Genomic DNA, 26,955 nt, shown 5'->3' on the forward strand with positions numbered 1-26,955 from the left:
ATGCCACGAGCCTAACGACCGAAGGTCAATGCGGCCTTGGAACCGCTGGACACTTCCTGAGCGCTCAGGCCCCGCTGAGCATCGGCGAGATTCTCACGCATCAGGCGCACGAGTCCCTTGGGCGCGGCGGGATGATCGGCCAGCCAGCCCTTGGTGGCCTTGACCGTGTGCTCGTTGACCGGGGGATACAGCCGCAGCGTCATGGTCTGTGCCATCTCCAGGGTGCGTGTCTCCCACCATCCCGATACACGTTGGAAGTACTCTGTGGAGAAATCACGCAAGGGCGCCTGTGAGGCCAAGATCTCACCCGATTCGGTCTGCAGGCCAGAGGCGAATCCCAGAGCCAGAGCAGCCAGTTCCGAATTCGGAAGCTCGGCCTCATCGAGGATGCGAGTGAACGCCTCCGACTTCGCCGCTGAGGTGGGCCGGGCGCTGCGAGCAGTCGCCGCCTGGCGTGCTCCGGTGGCCGAAGGATCGGTCTTGGTCATGGCAGTGATCACGGAGTCGTCGATCGCATCGTGTGCCGCAAGAGCGATGATGATCTCCCAGGTGAGATCGGTGTCGATCGTGATCCCGTGGACCAAGTCCCCGGTCGCGTCCAACCAGGACTGGAGCTGTGCGATCTGTTCCTGGGTCGTCGCGTGTTTGATGAAGCCGCGAAGGAACTGAAACGCCTGATCGGTGCCCCCAGGCACCGACTCGAGCAGTTCTGCGAATCGTTTGGCGACAGCGGTATGTGCCTCCGTTCGTGCCTGTGGAGGCAGGTAGGACCCGACTGCGGTCTCGAGCTGACGCATCTGAGTGAGCAGCCCTGAGGAGTGCGTGATCGCAGCGCAGTTGTCGAGGACTGTGGCGATGTAGTCCTGTGCCGGGCGCTGCCCGTCGCGGACGGTGTCCCAGAGTGTGCCGAGGATGAGCAGCTGAGTCAGAGAATCGTCGAAGTCGCCCAGCCGGGCTGCTGCGACGTCCATGCTCTCACGATCGAAGCGCACCTTCGCATACGTCAGGTCCTCGTCGTTGACGATGATCACGTCGGGCTTGGGCAGTCCACGGGCCTCGTCGAGTGTCGTCGCCTTGGCATCGATGTCGAGTGGGAAGCTGCGCGTGCGGACAAGACGGCCCTGGTCGTTGTCGGAATAGAACCCGATGGCCAGGCGGTGAGGCCGCAGCGATGGTACCGGCTGTCCCTCGATGATCCACGGTTTCTGGGTCACACGAAGCTCGGAGACTACCTCGGCGCCGTTGTCGGTCTCGGTGTCGAGTTCGGCTTCGATGAGGTTGACGCCGGACTCTTCGAGCCACAGCTTCGACCAGGAGGCCAGGTCCCGACCGCTCGTCGCCTCGAGTTCGTCGAGGAGATCGGGCAGTTCTGTGTTCGACCATGCGTGCTGGTCGAAATAGCGTCTGAGACCGGCGAAGAATTCTTCCCGACCGACCCATGCGACGAGTTGTTTGAGCACCGAGGCGCCCTTGGCATAGGTGATGCCGTCGAAGTTGACCTCGACATCGGCAAGGTCTTCGATGCTCGCGACGATCGGGTGCGTGCTCGGCAGCTGGTCCTGGCGGTAGGCCCACGACTTCTCGATCGTGGCGAAGGTCGTCCACGCATCCGTGTATTCGGTGGCCTCGGCGGTGGCCAGAGTGGACATGAATTCGGCGAAGGACTCATTGAGCCATAGATCGTTCCACCACTTCATGGTGACCAGATCCCCGAACCACATATGTGCCAGTTCGTGGAGCACCGTCACGGTGCGGCGTTCGACGAGGGCCTCGGTGGGCCTGGACCGGAAAACGTAGTTCTCCAAGATCGTCACGGCACCGGCGTTCTCCATTGCACCGGCATTGAACTCGGGAACGAAGAGCTGATCGTACTTCTCGAACGGGTAGGACACTCCGAACTCGCGTTCGTAGAATTCGAAGCCGGCGCGGGTGATGCCGAAGAGGTTCTCTGCGTCGAGATGCTCGAAGAGGGAATCGCGGCAGTACAGCCCCAGAGGCACGGGTGAACCGTCAGAAGAGGTCAGTTCCGAATGCACACTGCGGTATGGGCCGGCTACGATCGCGGTGATGTAGGACGAGATCGGAGTCGTCGGCGCGAACTGCCACACGGCAGTGTCAGCGACCGGGGTTTCATCGAGTTCGGTGAAGACCTCGCTGGGATCGCCTGGAGACGGAGTGGGGGAGTTCGACACGACCGTCCAGCGGGATGGGGCGACGACGGTGAAGGAGAACGGGGCTTTGAGGTCCGGTTGTTCGAACACCGGGAAGACGCGCCTGGCGTCGGGGACTTCGAACTGTGAGTAGAGGTAGACCTCGTCGTCGATGGGATCGATGAACCGGTGCAGGCCCTCGCCGGTGTTCATGTAGGAGAAATGCGCATCGATGATGAGTTCGTTCTCTGCGGCGAGGCCAGGCAGAGTGATACGTGAGGGGGAGACGACCTCGGAGGTCTCGAGATCCAGTCCGTTGAGCCGGATGCGTTCGACGCTGGCCGTGATGGCATCGATGAAGGTCGTGGTCTCCGGCGCTGCGGTGAAGCGGATACGGGAGCGAACGCGGAAGCTTTCACCCACTCCTGTGAGAATCAGGGTGTTCTCGTAGCTCGAGACGTCGACGAGTGATGAACGTCTGCGAGCTTCCTCGCGGGTGAGGTTGTATTGGGGCACTTTGTGGTGACCTCCGCTTCGGGTCCGGGTGTACCTGGCCATTCTTTCATGGACGCATTCTTCTTCGGTGGCAAGGCTTGATAAATTGGCCTCGGAGATCGCGGGCGGTCCGCTGCTGCCCGCACCCAGCCTAATGAGGAGTGAAAATGAGCAGAGAGACACTTGACTTGTGGTTCGACACGGCCTGCCCTTGGGCCTGGATGACGTCGCGCTGGGGTCTGGAAGTCGCCAAGGTTCGTGATATCGATGTGAAGTTCCATGTCATGAGCCTGAACATCCTCAACCGGGACAATGACATCCCTGCCGACTATCGTGCGCTCATGGATCGTGCTCTGGCACCCATGCGCATCGTCACTGCTGCGGTAGCCGAACACGGCGAGGAGATCACGGAGCCTCTCTACACGGCGATCGGCACCCGCATCCATCCAGGTGGAGAGACAGACTTCGGCAAGGCCGTCGCCGAGGCGCTGGATGAGGTCGGTCTGCCGGCCGACCTGATGAAATACGGCGAACGTGATGACTATGATGCCGCGCTGCAGGAGTCGCACGATGAAGCGCTGGCACTCGTCGGCGACGATGTGGGCACGCCCATCTGCCGAGTCGCCGGCACTGCCTTCTTCGGCCCGGTCGTCACACCAGCACCCAAGGGGGAGGACGCAGGTCGTCTCTTCGACGGCGTTCTCGCGGTGGCCTCGACTCCAGGATTCTTCGAGCTCAAGCGCACACGCAACCAGGGACCGGTCTTCGACTGACCGGCATCATGAACGCCCGGTCCGCGGCTCTCGCAGCGGACCGCAACCCCACCCCACCACCACACGCACAGTCTTTCCCCGGCGCCAAGCCCGGGACATCTCGAAGGAGTGACCATATGAAGGTTCATCTCGGCACGGACCACGCAGGATTCGAATTCAAAGAGATTCTCAAGGCCCACCTCGGCGACTCGGGTTTCGAGGTCGTCGACCACGGCGCTCACGAATACGACGCACTCGATGACTATCCCGCCTTCTGCATCGCTGCGGCCCAGGCCGTCGTCGACGATCAGGCGGCGGGCCTCGAGGCACTCGGCGTCGTCATCGGCGGATCGGGCAATGGCGAGCAGATCGCTGCTAACAAGGTCAAAGGAGCCAGGACGGCTCTTGCGTGGAATACCGATATCGCCAAGCTCGCTCGTGAGCACAACAATGCCCAGATCGTCTCGGTCGGAGCCAGGCAGCACACAGAGGCTGAATCCATTGCCATCGTCGACGCGTTCTTGGCGGAACCGTTCTCCGGTGAAGAACGCCACGAGCGGCGGATTCGGATCATGGACGCCTACGAGGCTGAAGGCAACTCGGCGCTGTGAAGATCCGGGGAGCGGTGCTGCGGGAGATGAGGGCTGCCCGTCCCTATGCGACGACTGAGCCGATCTCGATCGAGGAACTCGAGCTTGATGGGCCTGGGCCCGGTGAGGTGCTCATCCGACTGAGCGCTGCCGGCGTCTGCCATTCTGACCTGTCCGTCGTCGACGGCAACCGCCCGCGACCCCTGCCGATGCTTCTTGGCCACGAAGGGGCAGGCATCGTCGAAGAGCTCGGTGAAGGCGTCACCGACCTCGAGATCGGTGATCAGGTCGTGACCGTCTTTCTGCCCCGCTGCGGTGAGTGTGCGAACTGTCGCACCGACGGCAAGCTCCCGTGCACACCGGGCAGTGCGACGAATGGTGCCGGCACACTCCCCTTCGACGGACACAAGGTCCGACTCCACGATGATTCGGGCGCCGAGGTGCTCCATCATCTCGGTGCATCGGTCTTCGCCTCCCACGCCGTGCTCAACCGCGCCTCCGTCGTTCCGGTCGACTCCGATGTTCCTGCCTCGGTCGCGGCAGTGCTCGGCTGCGCGGTGCTCACCGGCGGCGGAGCGGTCCTCAACGCGGGATCCCCTGGACCTGAGGACGAGATCATGATCGTCGGTTTGGGCGGGGTCGGCATGGCCGCTCTGATCACGGCGCTGTCGATTGAGACCGCGGGTGTGATCGGTGTCGATGCGAACCCGGACAAACTGGTCCGGACCAAGGAGCTGGGCGCGGTCGAGGTGTACACGCCTGAGCAGCTGGGGGAGCGGAGGGCGCCAGTCGTCATCGAATGCGTCGGTCATGCCCGGGCTTTCGAGACCGCATTCTCGGCAACAGCGGTGGGAGGGAAGACCGTCACTGTGGGGCTGCCCGCTCCCGACGCGCAGTCCCACATCACCCCGGTCACGCTGACTGCCGAGGCACGCACCGTCATCGGCTCGTATCTGGGCTCTGCAGTGCCCAGTCGTGACATTCCCGTCTATGCGGAGCTGTGGCGTCAGGGCAAACTGCCGGTCGAAGAGTTGGTTTCGGACACGATCGGACTTGAGGACCTCAACGCGGCTTTCGACGCCCTGGCCGAGGGAACTGTTGTGCGGCAGGTCATCGACTTCCAACGCTGAAGCCGCTCATCACAGCTGCCTTCAGTCGTCGGTGCTGAGATCAGCGGGAATGTGCAGGATCCGGTCGTCGTCGGCGGCCGGATCCCCACGTCCATCGGTGTTGTTCGTCAGTAACCAGATCTCGCCTTCGGGTCCGGACACCACGTCACGCAGTCGACCGAACTCGCCCGCATAGGCCACCTCAGCCTCGGCGACATCTGAAAGGGGCACGGTCCGCAGCACCTGGCCGCGAAGATTGGCGATGAGCAGACGGTCGTCGCTGATGGCGATTCCACTCGGACTGGCTTCATCGGGCCGCCACTGCTGAACCGGGTCGATGAAGTCATCGTCACCGACGCCATCCTCTGAGATTCCTTCGACCTCCGGCCAGCCGTAGTTGCCACCGGGTTCGATGATGTTGAGCTCATCCCAGGTGTCCTGACCGAACTCGCTGGAATACATGGTGCCGTCGTCATCCCAAGCCAAGCCCTGCGGATTGCGGTGCCCATAGGAGTAGACGAGTGAGCCCGAGAAAGGGTTGTCCTCCGGCACCGTGCCATCGGGATTCATCCGCAGGATCGACCCTGAGAGCGAGCCGCGATCCTGTGCCGAGTTCCGATTCCCCGCGTCACCGACCGTGGCATAGAGCATTCCGTCCGGGCCGAAGGCCAGACGGCCGCCGTTGTGGAAACCGGCCTTCGCGATGCCCTCGACGATCGTCTTCGGTGAGCCGATCTCGACCCCATTCGAGCCGGACTTCAGGGGGAACCGTTGGATCCGGTTGTCCGAAGCGGACGTGAAGTAGGCATAGAGGCTGTCACCGCGGACGGCTAGGCCCAAAAGTCCGCCCTCACCGGAGGCCGCCACGTCAGCTACCGTTGCGACCTCTTTGGGCTGAGCCGGGCGTTCGTCGTCGATTTCGAGGATCCGAGCCGAGTCTCTTTCGCTGACCAATGCTGAGCCCTTGTAGAAGGCGAGCGACCACGGAGCCTGAAGATTCGTCGCCACCACCTCCGGGCCGGACGCAGACTTCCGTTTCGCGTCGGCCCCGCCCACAGCCGGTGACGTGGGCGGCGATGAGCTGACCGAGGGTGCAGATGGTGGATCGGGACTGCAGCCAGCCAGAGCCAGACCCAAAATGAGAACAGCAGCGCGGCTGCGCTGACGGGTCCTCGACGCAGATGTACTCGCATCTGGGTCCGCGCGCTGGACGCCCGGGAGCAGTGGGAACGAGCTCAGGAAACGGCTGTCGTGGTCTCGGATCGACATGGTCGGCGTACCTTTCGGCCTCGGCAGTCTGCGACTCTGCTCTCCCATTGTCTCCCACGAGAACCCACGGTGTCTCCCAGTCGGGTCCGGGACGTGAAAACGAAGAAAGCCGCCCGGACATTGAGTCCGAGCGGCTTCACTATCGTCGGGATGACAGGATTTGAACCTGCGACCCTCTGTTCCCAAAACAGATGCGCTACCAAGCTGCGCCACATCCCGCGACGAAGACAATCTAACCACAGACAGGGGCCCGGATGCACATCGATTCGGCTTGCCGGCACGAATGGGATGCAGCTCACAGACGCCGGTCGCAGCCGCGTCGGGCAGTGTGACCCAGCTCATCTTCGATCGATTTGGCGGCCAGCGCGGAAGTCGACTATAGTCGTTAACGCAACACGGGGATGTAGCTCAATGGTAGAGCCTCAGTCTTCCAAACTGATGGTGCGGGTTCGATTCCCGTCATCCCCTCCGCTTACCGGTCGGACCATGTGGTCCGACCGGTTTTTTGGTTTTGCGCATACTCCTTTGGCGTGGCTGGCTTGGGGGATTCGCTCCGTAGCGGTGTGCCATCGGGCGGAGGTAGAATTCGGTTGCGTCCGGATCTGTGCACCCGGGCTCGCGCACTGGCTCACTCTGGCCGAACAAGACTGCATGACACAGCACCGCATGACCGTGGCGGCACCCTTCACGCCCCGAAGGCGGCCCACGTCAGAAAGCCCGTTTACATGACATCCGACCCTCAGCGGCGTCGACGTTCACCGTCTCGGCCGAGTCGCCGCCAGCTCCTCACCGGTGCCCTGAGTGGTGCAGGCGTGCTCGGCGCCGGCTTCGTGACATCGTCAGGAACCGACATCCTCGCCGAGGTGGGTCGGAACGATCATCTTCGCTCAGTCACGGTTGCCTTCACATCGAGGACCACACGGGAGGGCATTGGGGCAGAAGCGGGGGTGGATCTGCAGCCAGACTCCCGTGTCATGGCAGGAATCGCCGATCCCGGTCCAGGGCAGCGGCAACAGGAATTCCTCGATCGGTGTTCGAGTTGGATGTCGCGACTGCCCGAACCGCGTCGCGCTCTGGCTACCTCGGCGCTGCTCGATCTCTGGGTTCTCACCGACTCACTGCCGGCGACTGTGGCCAGCTGGTCCCAGCCTTGGCGCTATATCTGGCCGCGGGACGCGGCGTTCGCTGCCGTCGCGCTGGCCCGAGTCGGTCTCATCGACCTGGCCTGGGATCATCTTCTTCATCTGCAGTCGCTGCAGTCCTCCGACGGGTCGTTTGCCGCCCGCTTCACCCCAGACTCGGGAGAAGCCCCGGACGAACGTCCCTCTCAGTTCGATGCGATCGGTCTCCTGCTCTGGGCTGTGAGCGAGGTCCATGCCTCGGCGAGCCGGGCTGAGGACTCCGCCGCAGGCTCGGTGGCCCTCGAGAGCATGGCCCCGATGCTGCGACGATGCTCGGCGCGTCTTCTCCACGTGACCGAACAGGGCACCGCGCTGCCTCCCGTGTCCTCTGACTACTGGGAAGTCAGCGAATCTCAAGTCACTCTGGGCATTGCCGGTCCCACTCTGCTGGGCCTGCAGGCATTGGTCGGTCTCGCCGAGCACACCGATGGGCTGTGGGCACACATCGATGGGGGAGTTGAGGCCCTCGGCGACAGCTGTGCGGCGTACGAGGCGACGTTCGCTCGCACATTCATCGCCAACGGGCTGCAACGCTACCCGACCTCGGGCGGACTCGATTCGGCGGTGGCGTATCTGCCTGCAGCCGGTGCGGGACTGGGGCTGGACGCATCGACGCTCGATCATGTGTGGGAGAGGCTGAGTCAACCCGGTGGTGGGATCAAGCCCGGCCATGGGTGGCTCTTCGACCAGACGAGCTGGACACCGTCAACGTCTCTCATGGGTCTGGGATTCGCTCGTATGGGAGCCAGCGTGCAGGCCGATGGGATACTCGACTGGCTGGGGGAGAACCGGACTCGGGCCGGCTCCTTTCCGGAGAAGGTCAGCGCAGAAGGTGCGGCACTGTCGGTGGCTCCTCTGTCGTGGACGGCATCCAATGTGATCATCAGCCTTGACGAGCTTCACCGCCGGTGATCCTGAACTCGGGTCGGAGCGTGTGCCCGACCCGAGGGCCGCGGGCGCAGGCGCAGCCGTCCAGCTGCGGCGGCACGGATTGCGCTCCTCGCGAACTCACGCCTGGCAGCGGCCCGCCTGTTTCGTGTTTTCTCCCAGGTTTCGCGTAATATGGGTGACTGCGTCTTGCGGACGTGCGCGATCTCATCGTGGACTTTCGCTCCCTCCCGGTCACCAGAAGACCGAATATGCATGACTGTCGAAATTGAAAGGTCGCACTGTGAAGAGCTCCGTCGAGCAACTCGACCCCACGCGGGTCAAGATCAGCGTGGATGTCCCATACGCCGAACTCAAGCCGAGCATCGACGAGGCATACAAGACCATCGGTGGCCAGGTGACCATCCCCGGCTTCCGCCAGGGCAAGGTGCCTGCTCGAATCATCGATCAGCGCGTTGGTCGACCTGCAGTGATCCAGGAGGCCGTCAACAACGGTCTTGACGGTTTCTACCGTGAAGCCGTCGAAGAGAACGATCTCAAGCCGCTGGGTCAGCCCGAGGTTGAGATCTCAGAGGTCCCTGGCCTCGACGGCACCGAAGACGGCGACCTGACCTTCACGGTCGAGGTCGACGTTCGCCCGGCGATCGAGCTGCCCGCCTACGACACCATCAGCGTCGAGGTCGACCCGATCGAGGTCACCGATGAAGACGTCGATGCCGAGCTCGAGCAGCTGCGTACCCGCTTCGGAACCCTGAGCTCCGTGGACCGTCCAGCAGCCAAGGACGACTTCGTGACCCTCGATCTGGTCGCCACCATCGACGGCGAAGAGATCGATACCGCTTCCGACATCTCCTACCAGGTTGGTGCTGGAACCATGCTCGACGGCATGGACGAAGCTCTCGACGGCCTCTCAGCAGAAGAGACCACGACCTTCGAGACTACTTTTGCAGGCGGAGAGCACGCCGGTGAAACCGGCACGGTCTCCATCACGCTCAGCGCCGTCAAGGTGCGCGAACTGCCGGAAGCCGACGATGACTTCGCTCAGCTGGCCAGCGAGTTCGACACGATCGACGAGCTGCGCACGGACCTGCGTGAGCAGGCTGCCAAGCAGAAGGAGACCGACCAGGGTGCTCAGGCACGCGACAAGGTTCTCGAATCACTCATTGAGACCCTCAACGTGCCGGTTCCCGAGAAGGTCGTCACCGACGAGGTCGAGCGCCACCTTGAGTCCGAGAGCCGTGTGGACGACGATGAGCACCGCAAGGAGGTCACCGAGGAGACCGAGCGCAACCTTCGCACTCAGTTCATCCTCGACGCGATCGCCGAGGCCGAAGAGGTCGAGGTGACACAGCCTGAGCTCATCGAGTACCTCATCTCAGCGTCGCAGCAGTACGGCATGAACCCGAACGAGTTCGCGCAGATGCTCGACAGCTCCGGGCAGGTCAACGCACTTGTCGGAGAGGTCTCGCGTCGCAAGGCCCTGGCCGCTGCCCTCGCCGGTGCCGTTGTCAAGGACACCGAAGGAAACGTCGTCGACATGGAAGAATTCACCACTCCTCCTGAGGAAGAAGCGCCTGAGGGTGCCGAGGATTCTGACGAGGCCGTCGTGGCCGAAGGCGACGACGCGAAGTGACTTCGCACCGCCTCGGCGGTGACTGAGCTTTCAACGGTGGGCACGGGAATTATTCCGTGCCCACCGTTTTTGCATAGTTCCACCAAGGCAGCGGGCCGATTGTGGCCCTTGAACGGCGCTTTGGTTCGCGGCCCAGGCGGCCGAATCCGATACACGATCACGCTGATGGCGAACACAGGCGCTTCGACGGACTAAAACGGACCATTGAGCAGTTAGAGTCCATATCAAAGCAACCAAAGACCAACAGGAGTGAAACGTGAGCGCACACGAAATGACAGCGCCCGTCGGCCTCGACGCCGGTGGGGCAATGGGTCTCGATGACCACATCTTCAACCGTCTGCTCAAAGAGCGCATCATCTGGCTCGGCTCGGAGGTGCGTGACTCCAACGCCAACGCGATCTGTGCACAGATGATGCTGCTGGCGGCAGAAGATCCCGATGCGGACATCTCGCTCTACATCAACTCCCCAGGTGGTTCGGTCACCGCGGGAATGGCGATCTATGACACCATGCAGTACATCAAACCCGATGTGTCCACCGTGGCCATGGGAATGGCTGCGTCCATGGGACAGTTCCTGCTGTCCTCGGGTGCACCCGGCAAACGCTACGCCACGCCCCACGCCCGCATTCTCATGCACCAGCCGCTGGGCGGCATCGGCGGCACCGCCACCGACATCAAGATCCAGGCCGAGCTCATCCTGCACATGAAGAAGCAGATGGCAGAGCTGACTGCCGAGCAGACCGGCAAGACCCTGGAGCAGATCCTCAAGGACAACGACCGCGACCACTGGTTCACCGCCGAAGAAGCACTCGAATACGGCTTCATCGACAAGATGGTGACCCGTTCGTCCGACGTCACCGACAACTGAGTGGGAGTCAAGGAAGAATGAATTCAATGAACTTTATGCCTGGGTCCACCGCTGGCAATATGCCGCAGTCCCGTTATGTCATGCCCCAGTTCGAAGAGCGGACTCCATACGGCTTCAAACGCCAGGATCCCTACACGAAACTCTTCGATGATCGTGTCATCTTCCTGGGTGTCCAGGTCGACGACACCAGCGCCGACGATGTGATGGCTCAGCTGCTGGTCCTCGAATCGCAGGATCCGGACCGTGACATCACCCTCTACATCAACTCGCCGGGCGGCTCGTTCACTGCGATGACGGCCATCTACGACACGATGCAGTACATCAAGCCGGAGATCCAGACCGTGTGCCTCGGTCAGGCAGCCTCAGCTGCCGCGGTGCTCCTCGCCGCCGGCACCCCCGGCAAGCGTCTGGCTCTGCCCAACGCTCGCGTCCTCATCCACCAGCCCGCCATGGAGGGCCAGGGACAGGGACAGGCCTCGGATATCGAAATCCAGGCTGCAGAGGTATTCCGGATGCGTCAGTGGCTCGAGACGACCCTGTCCGACCACTCGAACAAGTCCCCGGAGCAGGTCTCGAACGATATCGAACGTGACCTCTTCCTCACCGCCGAACAGGCTAAGGACTACGGACTCGTCGATCAGGTGCTGACCTCGCGCAAGGCAGTCTGAGACATACGAGCATCTTTGGGCCCGGACAGGCAGCGGCTGTCCGGGCCCAAAGCGGTCTGTGGTGCCAAGTTGCCACAGGGTGCGGCGCCGAGTAGTTTGGGCCTTCTCGACAGTTTGGGTGGGTCCGGCTTCTCCGACACACCGAATGACGGTTCTGGCCGTTCATGTCAGTCCCGTATGGGAAGCTATTGAGGTACAGGAAACACGGGCGGTAGAGTTGGGGCTAGGTGCCCCGGCGGAAGGTTGTGACAGTGGCTCGCAGTGCGGACGGAGCAGACCTGCTCAAATGTAATTTCTGTGGGAAATCGCAGAAACAGGTTCGGAAGCTCATCGCCGGACCTGGCGTCTACATTTGCGATGAATGCATCGGGCTGTGCAACGAGATCATCGAAGAAGAACTCAGCGAAGGCACCGCAGAGCACACTGAGATCGAACTGCCCAAGCCTCGCGAGATCTTCGACTTTCTGCAGGAATACGTGGTTGGCCAGGAGCCCGCGAAGAAGGCTCTGTCCGTTGCCGTCTACAACCATTACAAGCGCATCCGGTCACTGCAGGGTGCCGAAGACACGAAGACCCTGGGCTCAGACGACACCGAAGTCGAAATCGCGAAGTCCAACATACTTCTTGTCGGCCCTACCGGCTCCGGCAAGACCTACCTGGCGCAGTCGCTGGCCAAGCGGCTCGACGTGCCGTTCGCCGTGGCAGACGCGACCGCACTGACCGAAGCCGGCTATGTCGGCGAAGACGTCGAGAACATTCTGCTCAAACTCATCCAGGCCGCGGATTTCGATATCCAGAAAGCCGAACACGGCATCATCTACATCGACGAGATCGACAAGATCGCCCGTAAGTCGGAGAACCCCTCGATCACCCGCGATGTCTCCGGTGAAGGCGTTCAGCAGGCGCTGTTGAAGATCCTCGAGGGCACCCAGGCCTCCGTTCCGCCACAGGGCGGGCGCAAACATCCCCACCAGGACTTCCTCCAGATCGACACCACGAATGTGCTGTTCATCGTTGCCGGTGCCTTCGCAGGCATGGAAGAGATCGTCGCCGGGCGCAAGGGCAAGCACGGCATCGGGTTCGGGGCACTCCTGCAGTCGAAGAACGACGAAGAGGACCTCTACGCCGACATCCTGCCCGAAGATCTGCTCAAATTCGGCCTCATTCCCGAATTCATCGGACGTCTGCCTGTACTGGCCACTGTTTCCACACTTGACCGTGCAGCCCTGATCTCGATCCTCACAGAGCCCAAGAATGCTCTGGTCAAGCAGTACCAGCGCATGTTCGAGTTCGACAATGTCGAACTCCGCTTCGAAACCGACGCACTCGAAGCCATCTCCGACCTCGCCCTTCTGCGAGGAACCGGAGCACGCGGCCTGCGGTCCATCCTCGAAGAGGTCCTGCAGCCGGTGATGTTCGATGTTCCGTCCCGCGAGGACATCGCCGAGGTGGTCGTGACCAGAGAGGTCGTGGACAAGAATGTCGCCCCCACACTGGTTCCTCGCGAGCAGCCTCGGACATCCAAGAAATCAGCCTGACATCTCTCGCTAGATGCGGCTGTTCGCTGATACCAGGCCCTTAAAGTACGACAACTACCGCCGCCTCTGGGTGGCCAATATCGTCACTGTCATCGGCGCTCAGATGACAGTCGTCGCCATTCCTGCACAGATCTATCACATCACCGGATCATCCGGGTACGTCGGCCTCAGCGGCGTATTCGGACTGGTTCCACTCATCGTTTTCGGACTGTGGGGCGGTTCACTTGCCGATGTCATCGATCGACGCAAACTGCTCATCGTCTCCACCGCAGGACTGATCATCGCCAGCTCTCTGCTGGCATTGCTCGCGCTGATGCAGGTCGAGAACGTCTGGCTGCTGCTGAGCGTATTCTCTGTGCAGCAGGCCTTCTTCGGACTCAACCAGCCTGCAAAGGGTGCGCTTCTGCCCACCATCGTTCCTTTGGAGCTCCTGCCGTCGGCCAATTCGCTCAATATGACCGTCATGACGCTGGGAGCTGTGGCAGGCCCGATCATCGGCGGGGCGCTGATCCCGGTCGTGGGCTACCAGATGCTCTACCTCCTCGATGCCCTGTTCCTGGCCACCACCCTCTACGCGGTGATGCGTCTGCCGGCTCTGGTGCCGAAGAAGCAGCCCGACACTCGCTCCGGCTTCAAAGGAGTCATTGACGGTTTCCGTTACCTGGGAACGAACACCGTCGTCATGGTCTCCCTGCTGGTCGACGTCATCGCCATGGTCTTCGGAATGCCCAGAGCACTGTTCCCGCAGATTGCGACAGAGACCTTCGGCGGTCCACCCGCCGGCGGTATCGTCTTCTCGCTGCTCTTCGCCTCCCTGGCGGCAGGCAGCGCTCTTGCCGGTATCTTCTCCGGTTGGGTCTCCCGTGTCGAACGTCAGGGCCTGGCAGTGATCACAGCGATCCTCGTCTGGGGCCTCGCCATGTCTGTGTTCGGACTGTCCCTCGAATTCGCCTCGAACTTCTGGACGGCGGCCCTTATCGTCGCACTGCTCGGTCTGGCCATCGGCGGCGGTGCCGACATCATCTCCTCCGCTTTCCGCTCCACGATGCTGCAGGAGGCCGCCAGTGATGACATGCGCGGACGTATGCAGGGTGTTTTCATCGTCGTCGTCGCTGGTGGGCCCCGCATTGCCGATGTCCTCCACGGCAGTGTCGCCGAGGTGACGAACACAACCATCGCGACCTCCGGAGGCGGGCTCATCGTGATCGTGCTCGTCATTGTCTGTGCACTGATATTCCCGACCTTTCGACGCTACCGCGTCAAGCGCGGAGGAGCGCATCACTCACGGACGTCCCTGTCCTGACGAGCCCGCCGATACAGCGACCCCGAGGTTTCCCGGTGCATCACCGGGAGACCTCGGGGTCGTAATAGTTGCTGTCCGCAGTTCCCCGCCGTTCCAGGGCGCCTCGGGCTTGGTCTGACTAGGCCTGTGCCGTGTACACGGCGTTCTCAGCAGGCTGGACGACGACGAAGCCGGGACCGTGGAAGGCAAGCTGAACCGATTCACCCGAACCACGGCCGAAGAACGTCCCGACGCTGACATCGGTCTTGATCTGCGGGGCCAAAGACGAGGACCAGCACACCGCAGCCTGCGGATCGACGAAGGTCGGCTGCTGTGAGCAGTCGAGGACCATCGGCTCGCCCTTACAGCAGATGGCGGCCGTACCCACACCGTTGAGCTCGAGGTTGAACAGTCCCGAACCGCTGGCCATGGCACCGATTCCGCCCTTGATTCTCTTGATCTCCCAGTTGAGAGCATCGTCGAAGGCCAGCAGATTCGAGGTGTTGACGGTCAACGCATCCTGCTGACCTTCGAGGGCCATCATGAAGATGTTCGAGGCCTCACGAGCGAAGAAGACTTCGCCATGGCCTTCGACCTTCATCACATTCCCACCCTCGCCGGTGGCGGCCTTCTTCATGAACTGACCCACTGACTTCGAACCCTGGTGAGTGAAGCGGACATCGCCCTGATAGGCGACCATGGCCCCCTTCGTCGCGATCATGGGGGCGTTGGGGTTGATCACGGTGCGCAGCATCTTGTTCGACTGCAGAGTCCAGCGCTCCTGGTTCTGAATCTCCGCATTCCGCTTCGAAAAGAGTTCGCTTCTCATTGTGCAAGGGCCTTTCGTCCATGAAGAAGATCTTGAGTACTTCAGCTGTCGAGTCCATCGTATGCGTCCGAACCCGCAGATGCCTGGAAGTTCCTGTTCTGATCTTGGAACAAGCGCGCAGGATCAGTCCTGTTCGATGAAGTCGATCGCGGCCACCGTGATCTCCTCACCCTTCTCCTCCGTGACGAGCTCCTGGATACGTCCGGCAGCCTTCAGATCGCCCTCGGCGCTGCCGATTGCGGAGACTATTGCTGCCGGGGCTTGGATGGTCAGGCTGCGCACCTGCGTCTTCTGAGAGACCTTTGCCTCAGTCTTCGTTCGCCGAATCTCGGTGAGCACCGAGGCGACAGACACGAGCAGATCTGGATCCACGGACGAATCAGGCTGTGTCAGGCGCTCGTCTCCGGGCCACGGTGACCTGTGCACGGAGCCGGTCCGCCACCAGGACCACACCTCTTCGGTCACGAAGGGCATGAACGGGGCGAACAGACGAAGCAGGACATCGAGCGCAGTCGCGAGGGTGACGTGGGCAGAGCGCTGATCGTCGTCGCCGGTGGCACCGTATGACCGGTCTTTGACAAGCTCGACGTAGTCATCGGTGAACTCCCAGAAGAAGCTCTCCGCGGCACGTAGCGCGTGCGCATAGTCGTAGGCGGCCATGTGCGTCGAAGCGGTATCGACCACCTCGGCGAGTTTCTTCAGCAGCGCCCGATCGAGATCGTGGGTCACCGAATCGAGCTGACCGACGAGACCGGAGTGCACGCCCTGCGCGAGTGCGAACTTCGAAGCATTGAGCAGCTTCATGGCCAGTCGGCGCCCGATCTGCATCTGTGTCACGTCATAGGCGGTGTCGGCACCGAGTTTGGCACTGGCAGCCCAGTAGCGGACGGCGTCCGGGCCAAATCCCGGCTTCGTCTCGGCGAGGATGTCGGTGGGGACAACGACGTTGCCCTTCGACTTCGACATCTTCTTGCGGTCGGGATCGAGGATCCATCCGGACAAGCCAGCATGCTTCCACGGCGCGGCGTCGTTGAGCGAGTTCGCGCGGACCACTGTGGAGAACAGCCAGGTGCGGATGATGTCGTGGCCCTGGGGCCGCAGATCGAAGGGGAAGACCTTGGAGAAGAAGTCGTCATCTCGGCTCCAGCCGCCCAGCAGCTGCGGGGTCAATGACGACGTCGCCCAGGTGTCGAGCACGTCCGGGTCGGCGGTGAACCCGTTGGGCACATCTCGTTGGTCGGCCGTGAATCCGGCGGGCACCTCGGCGATGGGATCGACGGGAAGGGACTGGGGGACGATCGGATCCGTGTAGTCAGGTTCTCCATCTGAATCCAAGCGATACCACAGTGGGATCGGCACACCGAAGTAGCGCTGACGCGAAACGAGCCAGTCACCGTTGAGATTCTCCACCCAGTTCTCATACCGGGAGCGCATGAACGTCGGATGCCACTGGATCTCGCGTCCGCGTGCAATGAGGGCGTCGCGAAGTTCTGCCGAGCGACCGCCGTTGCGGATGTACCACTGCCGAGAGGCCACGACCTCGAGGGGCTTGTCGCCCTTTTCGTAGAACGGCACCGGGTGAGTGATGGCTTCGACCTCACCGATGAGGTCACCAGACTCGGCGAGCATCTCAGCGATGTCCTTGCGAGCCGAGAAGGTCGTCTTCCCGGCCAGCTTCTCGTAATTGGCCACAGCGTCCGGTTTCGGCGACGCCGCGATCCACTCGGGGACCTCGAGGTTGAGTCGACCACCGCGGTTGATGACCGCACGCGTGGGCAGATCGAGTTCGCGCCACCAGGTGACGTCGGTGAGGTCGCCGAAGGTGCAGACCATGGCAATGCCCGTGCCCTTGTCCGACTTCGCGAGCTCATGGGCCCGGACCTCGACGCTGACGCCGAACAGCGGCGAGACGACTCTGGTGCCGAACGAGGCGGTGTAGCGCTCGTCTTCCGGATGAGCCACGAGTGCCACGACTGCGGGAATGAGCTCCGGGCGGGAGGTGAGGATGATGATCGGATCCGTCGAGGTGTCCGCGAGACCATCGGCCCTTTCGGGGTAGAAATTCACCTTATGGTAGGCGCCGTCCTTCTCACGATCTTCGAGCTCGGCCTGCGCGACAGCGGTGCCGAACGTGACGTCCCACATGGTGGGGGCGTCCTGCGAGTAGGCATGACCGTTGGCGAGATCGGTGAGGAAGGCCTTCTGGCTGACAGAGCGGGAGGTGTCGTCAATGGTCCGGTAGGTGTACTTCCAATCCACGGACAGGCCGGTGGACCGGAAGAGCTCCTCGAAGACGTGCTCGTCCTCAGCGGACAGCTTTTCGCAGAGCTCGATGAAGTTCTGGCGCGAGACCTTGACGAAGTCACGCGAGTTCTTCGCAGGCTTCTCCGGTGGCACGAAGTCAGGATCGTAACTCTGGGTGGGCTCGCAGGTGACCCCGTAATAGTTCTGGACGCGACGTTCCGTCGGCAGGCCGTTGTCGTCCCAGCCCAAGGGATAGAACACATTCTTTCCCTGCATGCGCTGATAGCGGGCGATGATGTCGGTCTGCGTATAGGAGAAGACGTGCCCGACGTGCAGGGAGCCCGAAGCTGTGGGCGGGGGAGTGTCGATCGAATAGACCTGCTCACGATCCGTATCGACGTCGAAGGCATAGACCCCGTTGTCGCTCCACGCGGCATCCCATTTGTCGCGAAGTCCCTCGAGAGCCGGCTTATCCGGCAGGTTCACTGACTCGTGCGTCGAGTCCGAAAAGGCAGGTGTGTTCATAGTTGTTGATTTTCTCACCCGGGCGCCCTGGGGCCAAACCGATGGCTGGGCATGAGCGCGCTTCAGCAGTTCGTGGCTGTGACACACACTGAACGCGGCGTGAGATGCAGCAGTCGGCGAAAATGAGATTATTGGACCATGGCGCCCTTGGACAGAATCGGATCAGAGAACCTGCCGCCCACCTCGACCGCGTGGATGAACCCTGCCCGTGCGATCGCGATCGTGGCAGTCGTGACCATCCATTCGCTGGGGACCGTCGTCGAAGAGAACTATGCGGGCATGGGCCCAGACTGGTGGGTAGCCAACGGGTTCGATTCCGCCGCCCGCTGGTCGGTTCCCGTCTTCATCATGATTTCCGGCGCACTCGCCCTTGACCCGGTGCGCGGGAACAAACCGCGAAAGTTCCTCAGCAAACGGGTCTGGAGAATCGGGATCCCGCTCGTGTTCTGGACAGCTGTCTACGTTGTCTTTCGTCGCTTCTATCTGCTCCCGAGCGACGACGGTTGGAACCCGGGAATTGCCATCCTCACCGGGTCCCCGTTCGTCCAGCTCTACTTCCTCTACGTTCTTGCGGGCCTGACGCTGCTGACGCCGTTCTTCCGCCTGCTCAGCGTCCACGGGTCCAGGCGGCTGCAATGGGGGACTGGGCTGATCTTCCTAGGCATCGGAATGCTCGACCAGTGGGCAAGCATCGTCTTCGACGTGGGCGAGGCCAATATCGCCACTCGGTTCCTGCCCATGGCCGGCTTCTACATCCTCGGCTGGGTCCTGCGGGATGTGGTGCTGTCCTCTCGTGGGGTTCTCCTGGCCTGGCTGGCCTTGGCAGGAGCGATTGCGATGACGATCGTATGGGCCGGGCTCGGCCCGGGGGAGAAACCATGGATCTTTCCCTACGAATACCTCTCACCTGGCGTCGTCATCGCGTCATTGGCGGCCTACCTCCTGCTCCACCACCATATGAATAACGGTTTCCGGCTCCTGCACTGGTTCTACCCGTACTCCTTCGGGGTATTCCTGCTCCACCCGCTGCTGCTCTACCCCGTGCGCAATGAGATGGGACTGCCCACGACCGTCCCCGGTGTCATTGTTCACGCGATCGTGATGCCGATCGTCTACACGATCATCTGTGCTGCCATCACCTGGTTGGCGGTCAAGATCCCCGGTGTCCGCGCCGTGTTCGGCGAAGGGGGTCCACGCAATCCGCATTCGAAGCCGAACCCGCGCACGCCGCGGGCAACGAAACACACGCAGGCTCCGAAGCCGGACACCGACCCCACGTCTGCCTAGAGGACGACATAGCGCACCTGGGCCGGCGCAGAACTCCGTAGACTGAAGACACAACCCCGGTGAACGGGGCGTCGCCCGACTCCGGCACGCACAGAAGCGGCTGGATCCAGAGGTTCACCGGGTATCAATGAGAAGGACGGAGAAGCACAGCGATGGACACACTCAGAGCAGTCGTCACGGGGGCGAGTTCGGGAATCGGCGCCGCAACGGTTCGCCAGCTGCGGGAGCAGGGCTGGGACGTCGTCGCGGTGGCCCGGCGGGAGGAGAAGCTGCGCGCACTGGCCGACGAGACCGGTGCCAGCTATATCGTGGCCGACCTCACCGATGACGATGCCGTTGCCTCACTCGCCGCCGAGGTGCTGGCAGGGGGACCAGTGCATTCGCTCGTTGCCAACGCCGGTGCAGCTTATGGCACCGACACGGTCGCTGAGGCCTCGGTCGACGGGTGGCGGGACATGTTCGACGTCAACGTCCTCGGAGTCCTCCGCGTCGTCAAAGCGTTCCTGCCGGCACTGACAGATTCCGGGCGAGGAGACATCGTCGTCATGTCCTCGACTGCCGGGCATCAGGCCTATGAAGGCGGCGGCGGTTATGTCGCGGCGAAGCACGGGACACATTCGATCGCGGCGACGCTGCGGCTCGAGCTCGCCGGCGACCCCGTGCGGGTGATCGAAATCGCTCCCGGAATGGTCGCGACCGAAGAGTTCACTCTCAAGCGGGTCGGAGGCAGCCAGGACAAGGCCGACAAGGTCTACGAAGGGGTGGAGAATCCACTCACGGCAGAAGATGTCGCGGATGCCGTCGTCTACTCGCTGACGCGGCCACACCACTTCAACGTCGATCTGATGGTGATCAGACCGATCGCGCAGGCCGCGCAGCACAAAGTCGCACGCCACAAAGGACTCTGAACCCGGCGCCTGGCAGCTCAAGTGCGTCGACCGCTGCACCCCTTCGGGCGTGGAGTGGTCGACACCCACGGCCAAGGTATACGATTGAGGGTGCAGTGATCCGGCCATCACCGGGGAGCATCCGGAAGAACAGCGTACTCGTTCCTGATCGACAACATCGGCAGGGGAGGGGAGCGCCCAGTAGAACCGGGCGGTTGGACCCGTCATCACTCCGGCTATGAGCGATCCTCCGATCGACTGTCTCATCCGACAGTCGTTCACGGCGGATAAGCGAGGTGGTACCGCGGCAGACATGTCGTCCTCGTGACAGTGACCGCAGTGACTCAAAAGGACGCTCATGACGCAACCGTTGTATCCCAAGGTATCGACTTCGGCCTTCGGCCTCAGTGCCTCGCCGGACTTTCCCGCTATCGAAGACGCCGTGCTCTCCTACTGGAAACAGGACGACACATTCCAAGCCTCGATCGATCAGCGTGATTCTGGTGCGAACGGCTCGAACGAGTTCGTCTTCTACGACGGACCTCCCTTTGCCAACGGTCTGCCCCACTACGGGCACCTGCTGACGGGATACGTCAAGGACGTCGTTCCCCGTTTCCAGACGATGCGCGGGAAGAAGGTCGATCGCCGTTTCGGGTGGGATACCCACGGACTCCCCGCAGAGCTCGAAGCCGAGCGTCAGCTGGGCATCACGGACAAATCAGAGATCAGCGGAATGGGCTTGGCCGCCTTCAACGATGCCTGCCGCTCCTCCGTCCTGAAGTACACGAAGGAATGGGAAGAGTACGTCACCCGCCAGGGCCGGTGGGTTGACTTCGAGAACGACTACAAGACGCTCAATGTCGAATACATGGAAAGTGTGATCTGGGCGTTCAAGCAGCTGTGGGACAAGGGCCTCGTCTACGAGGGCTACCGTGTTCTGCCCTACTGCTGGAAGGACCAGACCCCGCTGTCGAATCACGAGCTGCGGATGGACGACGATGTCTACAAGTCGCGCCAGGATCCGGCCGTGACGGTCGGCTACAAGCTCAAGGATTCCGACGAGTGGGTCCTCATCTGGACGACGACGCCGTGGACCGTTCCCTCCAACCAGGCAGTCGCGGTCAATCCGGAGATCCCGTTGGTCGCCGTTGTCGCAGGCGAGGACGGTGCACAGGAGCTGCAGGGCAAGACCCTGATCCTCGCCGAGGCCCGCCTCGGCGCCTATGCGCGCGAGCTGGGGGAGAACCCCGAGATGCTGCGCACCTTCTCCGGCAGTGAGCTTCTCGGTCGTGCGTACGAGCCTCCCTTCCCCTACTTCGAGAACCGTCAGGACGAGTTCGGCGAGCGAATGCACACCATCCTCGAAGCCGAATTCGTCACGACTGAGGAAGGCACGGGAATCGTCCACCAGTCGCCTGCCTTCGGTGAAGAGGACAAGGATCTCACGGACTCCTACGGCATCACCGCAGCCCGCCCTGTCGATGACGCTGGCTGCTTCGACTCCACCGTGGCCGACTACGCAGGCCAGCAGGTCTTCGAGGCCAACAAGGCGATCATCAAGGATCTGCGCAACTCCACCGGTCCGCTCACGGGCCGTTCGGCTCTGCTCATCCGTCACGAATCCTACGAACACTCCTACCCGCACTGCTGGCGCTGCCGCAATCCGCTGATCTACCGTGCGGTGTCCTCCTGGTTCGTTCGGGTGACCGAGTTCAAGGACCGTATGGTCGAGCTCAATGAGCAGATCAACTGGGTGCCCGACAACGTCAAGCACGGGCAGTTCGGCAAATGGCTCGAGAACGCTCGGGACTGGTCGATCTCACGCAACCGCTTCTGGGGTTCACCGATCCCGGTGTGGACTTCTGATGATCCCTCGTATCCACGCACTGATGTGTACGGCTCCCTGGCCGAGATCGAGGCCGACTTCGGTCGTCTGCCGGTCAATGACCAAGGAGAGGTCGACCTCCACCGCCCCTGGGTTGACGACCTGGTCCGACCCAACCCAGATGATCCGACCGGCCAGTCGATGATGCGCCGTATCCCTGAGATCTTCGACGTCTGGTTCGACTCGGGCTCCATGAGCTACGCCCAGGTTCACTATCCGTTCGAGAACTCGGAATGGTTCGACAACCATTTCCCTGCTGACTTCATCGTTGAGTACGTCGGTCAGACGCGCGGATGGTTCTATCTTCTGCACGTGCTCTCCACAGCCATCTTCGACCGCCCTGCGTTCACGAACTGCATCTCCCACGGCATCGTCTTGGGCTCCGACGGGCAGAAGATGTCGAAGTCCCTGCGCAACTACCCCGACGTCAACGAGGTCTTCGACCGAGACGGCTCCGATGCGATGCGCTGGTTCCTCATGGCCTCGTCCATCCTGCGCGGCGGCAACCTCGTCGTGACAGAGCAGGGCATCCGCGACGGAGTGCGCCAGGTCGTTCTCCCGCTGTGGAACACCTGGCAGTTCTTCGCCACCTATTCCAACACGGCAGACGGAGCCGACGGTGCCAAGTCCGGCTACCGGTCAGAATCCCGCTACGACTCAAGCCAGGTGCTTGATCGGTACCTGCTGGCGAAGACCCATGACCTGATCGCTGAGTTCGCCGAAGCCATGGAGGGCCTCGACATCTGGGCCGCCTGCGAACTGGTGCGCAGCTACCTCGATATGCTCACCAACTGGTATGTCCGCCGTTCCCGTCGTCGATTCTGGGACGGGACCGAGGACACTCACGAGTCCTTCGATGTCTTCTACACCTGCCTTGAGGCCTTCTGCCGGGTCGCAGCCCCGCTGCTGCCGTTCACCGTTGAAGAGATCTACCGCGGGCTCACCGGAGAACGGTCGGTGCACCTGGCCGACTATCCGGACGCCAGCCTGTTCCCCGCCGATGACGAACTCGTCTCCGCAATGGACCTGACCCGCGATATCTGCTCCACTGCCTCGTCCGTCCGCAAGGCCAACAGACTGCGGGTGCGCCTGCCGCTGGCCAAGCTCACCGTTGCCGACGACACCGACCTGGGCAGCGAGTTCACCGACATCATCTCCGATGAGCTCAACGTCCGCGAAGTCGAGGTCCTCGATGTCGCCGAGGCTGAAGCAGCAGGTTTCTCCCTGTCGCAGAACCTGGTGGTCAACGCCCGCGCCGCCGGACCTCGTCTGGGTAAGCAGGTGCAGCAGGTGATCAAGGCCTCGAAGACCGGAGATTGGTCTGTTGCCGACGACGGTACGGTCACCAGCGGCGGAATCGACCTGGTCGAGGGCGAGTACACTCTGGACTCCGTGGCGCAATCGGGCACGGAGGGGATGGAGCTGGCAGCGCTCGACTCCGGCTTCCTCGCGCTCGACACTCGTGTCACCCCCGAGCTCGAAGCCGAAGGCGTCGCCCGTGACGCGGTGCGCGCCATCCAGGGCATCCGGAAGCAGTTGGATCTGCACATCTCGGATCGAATCAGAGTCGTCATCGAGGCAGAGGCCGAACTGACCGCAGCACTGACCACCCACCGGGACCTCATCGCCGGCGAAACCCTGGCCACCTCGCTCGACTTCGCCGCAGTCGACGGTCACGAGCAGGTCTTCGCTCCCGAAGAGCTGCCGTCGGGAACACGCCTGTCCGTGAGCCGGGCATGAACGGGGGCGACAACGCCGAGCAGTCTGACTCCCAGCTCGTCCGGGTGTACGCGTCGCTGCTGGCGCGTGCAGGCGAGACCCAGATCGAGGTTCGTCTCGACGCGACCCGTCGGGCCTGTGAGCTCCTCGGCGACATTCATCAGGCGGCTCCGGTCATCACCGTGACCGGGACCAACGGCAAGACCTCGACCGCGCGGATGATCGACGCGATCGTCACCGCTCACGATCTGAGAGTGGGCCGTTTCACCAGTCCGCATCTGCATTCGGTGACTGAGCGGATCTCTGTCGACGGAGGCCCCGTGTCGGCTGAGACCTTTGTGCGCATCCACGACGAGGTCTCACCGGTGCTCGACCTCGTCGATGCTGAACTCCTCGCTGAGGGACGCGGTCGGCTGACATTCTTCGAGGCGCTGACGATCCTGGCCTTCGCGGTGTTCGCAGACGCCCCTGTCGATGTCGTCGTGACCGAGGTGGGCATGGGCGGTGAGTGGGATTCGACGAACGTTGCCGATGCCGAAGTATGTGTCTTCACGAAGATCGGCCTTGACCATCAGGCTTTCCTCGGCGACACCCTCACCGAGATCGCCACCACCAAAGCCGGAATCCTCAACCGCAGTATCGATCCGTCTCCGGCGCCCACCCCGGTGGCTGTCATCGGCACGCAGACCGAAGAAGCCCAGGACGCTCTGGACGCCGAGGTGGAGCGCCGGCAGATCCTTGCGCTGACAGAGGAACGCAGCTTCCGTCTCCTCGACCGCACCCGTGCGGTCGACGGGCAGCTCATCACCGTGCAGGGAATCCGTGATGTCTACACGGACATCTTCCTGCCGCTGCATGGGATTCATCAGGCGCACAATGCCGCCGTCGCGCTGGTCGCGGCGGAGGCCTTCCTGAGCGACGAGGACAAACCGCTGGTTCTCGACACTGTCGCAGAGGGCCTGTCACACGTGACGTCGCCCGGCCGCGCCGAACTTGTCCGGACAGGACCGGCCGTGGTCGTCGACGGGGCGCACAACCCCGACGCCGCTCATGTGCTGGCCGAGACCATCACCGAGGCCTTCGACTTCGACTACACCGTGATGGTTCTGGCGATGTTCGCTGACAAGGACGTCCTCGGCGTCCTCGAAGAACTCCACCGCAGCGCCGATGTGTTCGTCGTCAGTGAAGCGCTGGACTCCCGAGCACTGGGGGCCCACGAACTCGCCGAGGCTGCGCGTGAATGGGTGGATGAGGACTCTGTGCTCGAGACGCCGGACCTCAATGCCGCCCTGATGAAGGCCATCGACCTGGCAAACAGTTCCGGTGCGACGAGCCCGGGAATTGTCGTCACCGGTTCACTGCACACCGTCGCCGAGGCCCGCCAGCTGCTCGGAAAGGAGGACTGAGACCGTGAAGTCGAAGTTTCCCGTTCTCTGCGGATCGATCCTCATCTGTGAACTCTTCGTCGTCTACTTCGCGGTGCTCACCGCCTATGGGCTGGAGGTGAAGGCCGCGGGATCCCTGACGTTGGGTCAGCTCCTCCTCGGCGCTTCCGTGATTGCGGTACTGGCGATCGTGTCGGTCGTGCTGCTTCCACGCAAGATCGGCCAGAAACGACCGGGTGTAGCACTGGGATGGGTCGTCCAGGCCCTCCTGTTGGCCTCAGGGTTCCTCATCACCTCGATGTTCTTCGTCGCAGCCATCTTCATCGCCATGTGGGCGGTGTCGGTGTACTGGTCGGCGAGGATTGACAGGGAAGTGGCCGAACGAGCCTGAACCGCCTCGGCGATTGACAGGAATGAACCTCACGGCGGTTAAACTGTGACCGCCGATCACCGCACAAACGAAAAGGACCGGAATGGAACGCACTCTCATCCTCATCAAACCCGATGGTGTCGCCCGAGGACTCGTGGGCCAGATCCTCGCGCGGATCGAAGCCAAGGGCTACCGCATCGATGCCCTGTCGATGCGGACCGCGACAGCCGATGAACTCTCAGCCCATTACGCCGAGCACGAGGGCAAGCCCTTCTACCAGCCTCTCGTCGACTTCATGTCAGAAGGCCCGATCGTCTCGATCATCGCCTCCGGCCAGGGAGTCATCCCCGGCTTCCGCTCACTGGCAGGGGCCACGGATCCCACAGCAGCAGCCCCGGGCACGATTCGCGGCGATCTCGGTCGCGACTGGGGAGAAAAGGTTCAGAAGAACCTGGTGCACGGTTCCGACTCCGTCGAGTCGGCCGAACGCGAGATCGGAATCTGGTTCCCCGCCTGATTCCGCTCCACGCAGCAGCTGTGCGCACATAAACTCGGGCGCCCTGTCCAGATCCTCTCCAGAAGGAACTGTGACAGGGCGCCCGAGCAGTCTGCAGCATTGTCTGCTGAACTGCCCACTCAGACCAGGGCCGGTCAGAACAGGGTCGAGAAGTAATTCCAGAACTGGACGACGATGCAGGCGGCGATGACGAGCATCCACAGCACGAAGATTGCAACGTTCTCCTTGGCCAGGACCCTGGCGATCGGATTCTGCGCGATTCCGGCGCCGAAATTGCCCGCGAGGGCGTTGTGGGCGGTCACGGCGACGAACATGGGAATCGTCATCGTCCACACCACCATGCACCACGGGCAGCCGACGCCGATGACATAGATCGAGATATAGAACAGAAACATGACGAGAACGGTGCCAAGTGCCAGCCCGATGTTGAGTCCGACCATGACCCATCGTGGAATCTTGACTCCGGCGATGAGCAACACGCCGAGCAGCAGCGGGAATATGAAAGCACCGATTCCCAGGAGCTGATTGGGGAACCCGAACAGCTGACTTTCAGCCGCTTCCATGACCGAACCGCAGGAGAAGAACGGATTGAGATCACAGGAGAGCACCGCATTCGGGTCCTCCAACTTCTCGTACTTCTCGACAGCCAGGGCGAAGGACGCCAGGAACCCGACGACTGAGGCGACGATGAGGAAGATGCCCATGGTCATCGGCCGCAGCACCCAGGATCGGGTCTGCGGAACAAAGTCGATATCGTCATCAGGAAGCGTGTCTGCGGTATTCACACTCCAAGAATGCCTCCCCAGGCATCGAGCGGCAAACGCGGAGACATGCAGATGCTCGCAAGAGCTCAGTGACGAAGGCCACCTGAGATCCACATCAGC

General features: G+C 62.3%; 20 protein-coding genes and 2 tRNA genes. 16 read left to right on the forward strand and 6 right to left on the reverse strand.

The window, feature by feature from the left end; genetic code table 11:
- Positions 1-11: 11 nt before the first annotated feature.
- Positions 12-2,708, reverse strand: coding sequence for an aminopeptidase N (gene pepN / locus LQ788_RS09755; protein ID WP_394801333.1), 2,697 nt, complete (start codon positions 2,706-2,708; stop codon positions 12-14).
- Positions 2,709-2,812: 104 nt separating this feature from the next.
- Here pepN and LQ788_RS09760 point away from each other — a divergent pair, with 104 nt between their 5' ends.
- The 3 genes from LQ788_RS09760 to LQ788_RS09770 all read left to right on the forward strand — a co-directional run bounded on the left by LQ788_RS09760 (position 2,813) and on the right by LQ788_RS09770 (position 5,117).
- The gene (locus LQ788_RS09760; protein WP_231447215.1) at positions 2,813-3,418 is read left to right on the forward strand and encodes a mycothiol-dependent nitroreductase Rv2466c family protein; all 606 of its coding nucleotides are present in this window, start codon (positions 2,813-2,815) and stop codon (positions 3,416-3,418) included.
- Between the two features lie 116 nt (positions 3,419-3,534).
- Positions 3,535-4,008 carry a ribose-5-phosphate isomerase gene (locus LQ788_RS09765; protein WP_231447216.1) on the forward strand — a complete coding sequence of 158 codons (474 nt, stop codon included), beginning with the start codon at positions 3,535-3,537 and terminating at the stop codon, positions 4,006-4,008.
- Positions 4,005-5,117, forward strand: coding sequence for an alcohol dehydrogenase catalytic domain-containing protein (locus tag LQ788_RS09770; protein WP_231447218.1), 1,113 nt, complete (start codon positions 4,005-4,007; stop codon positions 5,115-5,117). The genes LQ788_RS09765 and LQ788_RS09770 overlap by 4 nt, the downstream gene beginning before the upstream one ends.
- A 21-nt stretch (positions 5,118-5,138) precedes the next feature.
- Here LQ788_RS09770 and LQ788_RS09775 read toward each other — a convergent pair whose 3' ends face one another.
- Positions 5,139-6,104 carry a PQQ-dependent sugar dehydrogenase gene (locus tag LQ788_RS09775; RefSeq protein WP_231447219.1) on the reverse strand — a complete coding sequence of 322 codons (966 nt, stop codon included), beginning with the start codon at positions 6,102-6,104 and terminating at the stop codon, positions 5,139-5,141.
- Between the two features lie 406 nt (positions 6,105-6,510).
- Positions 6,511-6,584 (reverse strand) — tRNA-Pro (locus tag LQ788_RS09780).
- 178 nt (positions 6,585-6,762) lie between these two features.
- Here LQ788_RS09780 and LQ788_RS09785 point away from each other — a divergent pair.
- From LQ788_RS09785 to LQ788_RS09815, 7 genes are all read left to right on the forward strand, one after another.
- Positions 6,763-6,833, forward strand: a tRNA-Gly gene (locus LQ788_RS09785).
- Between the two features lie 257 nt (positions 6,834-7,090).
- The gene (locus LQ788_RS09790; RefSeq protein WP_231447221.1) at positions 7,091-8,458 is read left to right on the forward strand and encodes a hypothetical protein; all 1,368 of its coding nucleotides are present in this window, start codon (positions 7,091-7,093) and stop codon (positions 8,456-8,458) included.
- 259 nt (positions 8,459-8,717) lie between these two features.
- Positions 8,718-10,067, forward strand: a complete 1,350-nt coding sequence (tig, locus tag LQ788_RS09795) for a trigger factor (protein WP_231447224.1) — start codon at positions 8,718-8,720, stop codon at positions 10,065-10,067.
- Positions 10,068-10,338: 271 nt separating this feature from the next.
- Complete coding sequence (locus tag LQ788_RS09800) at positions 10,339-10,935, forward strand: ATP-dependent Clp protease proteolytic subunit (RefSeq protein ID WP_009884093.1); 597 nt, start codon at positions 10,339-10,341, stop codon at positions 10,933-10,935.
- A 26-nt stretch (positions 10,936-10,961) separates the two neighbouring features.
- The gene (locus tag LQ788_RS09805; protein WP_029417364.1) at positions 10,962-11,603 is read left to right on the forward strand and encodes an ATP-dependent Clp protease proteolytic subunit; all 642 of its coding nucleotides are present in this window, start codon (positions 10,962-10,964) and stop codon (positions 11,601-11,603) included.
- A 251-nt stretch (positions 11,604-11,854) separates the two neighbouring features.
- Positions 11,855-13,141, forward strand: a complete 1,287-nt coding sequence (clpX, locus tag LQ788_RS09810) for an ATP-dependent Clp protease ATP-binding subunit ClpX (protein ID WP_231447226.1) — start codon at positions 11,855-11,857, stop codon at positions 13,139-13,141.
- Between the two features lie 13 nt (positions 13,142-13,154).
- Positions 13,155-14,444, forward strand: coding sequence for an MFS transporter (locus LQ788_RS09815; RefSeq protein ID WP_231447228.1), 1,290 nt, complete (start codon positions 13,155-13,157; stop codon positions 14,442-14,444).
- A gap of 118 nt (positions 14,445-14,562) precedes the next feature.
- Here the strand turns inward: LQ788_RS09815 and LQ788_RS09820 are convergent, their stop codons facing one another.
- A complete protein-coding gene (locus tag LQ788_RS09820) occupies positions 14,563-15,252 on the reverse strand; it encodes an AIM24 family protein (protein ID WP_009884154.1) in 690 nt (229 codons plus the stop codon).
- Between the two features lie 123 nt (positions 15,253-15,375).
- On the reverse strand, positions 15,376-18,021 hold the full coding sequence (gene valS / locus LQ788_RS09825; RefSeq protein ID WP_231447230.1) for a valine--tRNA ligase: 2,646 nt from the start codon (positions 18,019-18,021) through the stop codon (positions 15,376-15,378).
- Between the two features lie 138 nt (positions 18,022-18,159).
- Here valS and LQ788_RS09830 point away from each other — a divergent pair, with 138 nt between their 5' ends.
- The 6 genes from LQ788_RS09830 to ndk all read left to right on the forward strand — a co-directional run bounded on the left by LQ788_RS09830 (position 18,160) and on the right by ndk (position 26,071).
- Positions 18,160-19,308 (forward strand): acyltransferase, encoded by a 1,149-nt coding sequence (locus LQ788_RS09830; RefSeq protein ID WP_231447232.1) that lies wholly within the window; start codon positions 18,160-18,162, stop codon positions 19,306-19,308.
- Positions 19,309-19,460: 152 nt separating this feature from the next.
- Positions 19,461-20,216, forward strand: coding sequence for an SDR family oxidoreductase (locus tag LQ788_RS09835; protein WP_231447234.1), 756 nt, complete (start codon positions 19,461-19,463; stop codon positions 20,214-20,216).
- 337 nt (positions 20,217-20,553) lie between these two features.
- Positions 20,554-23,820 (forward strand): isoleucine--tRNA ligase, encoded by a 3,267-nt coding sequence (ileS, locus tag LQ788_RS09840; RefSeq protein ID WP_231447236.1) that lies wholly within the window; start codon positions 20,554-20,556, stop codon positions 23,818-23,820.
- A complete protein-coding gene (locus tag LQ788_RS09845) occupies positions 23,817-25,205 on the forward strand; it encodes a bifunctional folylpolyglutamate synthase/dihydrofolate synthase (RefSeq protein ID WP_231447238.1) in 1,389 nt (462 codons plus the stop codon). The genes ileS and LQ788_RS09845 overlap by 4 nt, the downstream gene beginning before the upstream one ends.
- 4 nt (positions 25,206-25,209) lie before the next feature.
- Complete coding sequence (locus LQ788_RS09850; RefSeq protein ID WP_231447240.1) at positions 25,210-25,575, forward strand: DUF4233 domain-containing protein; 366 nt, start codon at positions 25,210-25,212, stop codon at positions 25,573-25,575.
- Between the two features lie 82 nt (positions 25,576-25,657).
- A complete protein-coding gene (ndk, locus tag LQ788_RS09855) occupies positions 25,658-26,071 on the forward strand; it encodes a nucleoside-diphosphate kinase (RefSeq protein ID WP_231447242.1) in 414 nt (137 codons plus the stop codon).
- A gap of 134 nt (positions 26,072-26,205) precedes the next feature.
- Here ndk and LQ788_RS09860 read toward each other — a convergent pair whose 3' ends face one another.
- Positions 26,206-26,856, reverse strand: a complete 651-nt coding sequence (locus tag LQ788_RS09860) for a vitamin K epoxide reductase family protein (protein WP_231447244.1) — start codon at positions 26,854-26,856, stop codon at positions 26,206-26,208.
- Positions 26,857-26,955 lie beyond the last annotated feature (99 nt).

It is taken from the genome of Brevibacterium zhoupengii (assembly GCF_021117425.1).
GTDB lineage: Bacteria > Actinomycetota > Actinomycetes > Actinomycetales > Brevibacteriaceae > Brevibacterium > Brevibacterium zhoupengii.

Excerpts from the sequence above, each read along its gene's own strand:
- pepN (WP_394801333.1), bottom strand. The coding sequence starts at position 2,708 with ATGGCCAGGTACACCCGGACCCGAAGCGGAGGTCACCACAAAGTGCCC.
- LQ788_RS09760 (WP_231447215.1), top strand. The coding sequence starts at position 2,813 with ATGAGCAGAGAGACACTTGACTTGTGGTTCGACACGGCCTGCCCTTGG.
- LQ788_RS09765 (WP_231447216.1), top strand. The coding sequence starts at position 3,535 with ATGAAGGTTCATCTCGGCACGGACCACGCAGGATTCGAATTCAAAGAG.
- LQ788_RS09790 (WP_231447221.1), top strand. The coding sequence starts at position 7,091 with ATGACATCCGACCCTCAGCGGCGTCGACGTTCACCGTCTCGGCCGAGT.
- LQ788_RS09800 (WP_009884093.1), top strand. The coding sequence starts at position 10,339 with ATGACAGCGCCCGTCGGCCTCGACGCCGGTGGGGCAATGGGTCTCGAT.
- LQ788_RS09805 (WP_029417364.1), top strand. The coding sequence starts at position 10,962 with ATGAACTTTATGCCTGGGTCCACCGCTGGCAATATGCCGCAGTCCCGT.
- LQ788_RS09815 (WP_231447228.1), top strand. The coding sequence starts at position 13,155 with ATGCGGCTGTTCGCTGATACCAGGCCCTTAAAGTACGACAACTACCGC.
- LQ788_RS09820 (WP_009884154.1), bottom strand. The coding sequence starts at position 15,252 with ATGAGAAGCGAACTCTTTTCGAAGCGGAATGCGGAGATTCAGAACCAG.
- valS (WP_231447230.1), bottom strand. The coding sequence starts at position 18,021 with ATGAACACACCTGCCTTTTCGGACTCGACGCACGAGTCAGTGAACCTG.
- LQ788_RS09830 (WP_231447232.1), top strand. The coding sequence starts at position 18,160 with ATGGCGCCCTTGGACAGAATCGGATCAGAGAACCTGCCGCCCACCTCG.
- LQ788_RS09835 (WP_231447234.1), top strand. The coding sequence starts at position 19,461 with ATGGACACACTCAGAGCAGTCGTCACGGGGGCGAGTTCGGGAATCGGC.
- ileS (WP_231447236.1), top strand. The coding sequence starts at position 20,554 with ATGACGCAACCGTTGTATCCCAAGGTATCGACTTCGGCCTTCGGCCTC.
- LQ788_RS09845 (WP_231447238.1), top strand. The coding sequence starts at position 23,817 with ATGAACGGGGGCGACAACGCCGAGCAGTCTGACTCCCAGCTCGTCCGG.
- ndk (WP_231447242.1), top strand. The coding sequence starts at position 25,658 with ATGGAACGCACTCTCATCCTCATCAAACCCGATGGTGTCGCCCGAGGA.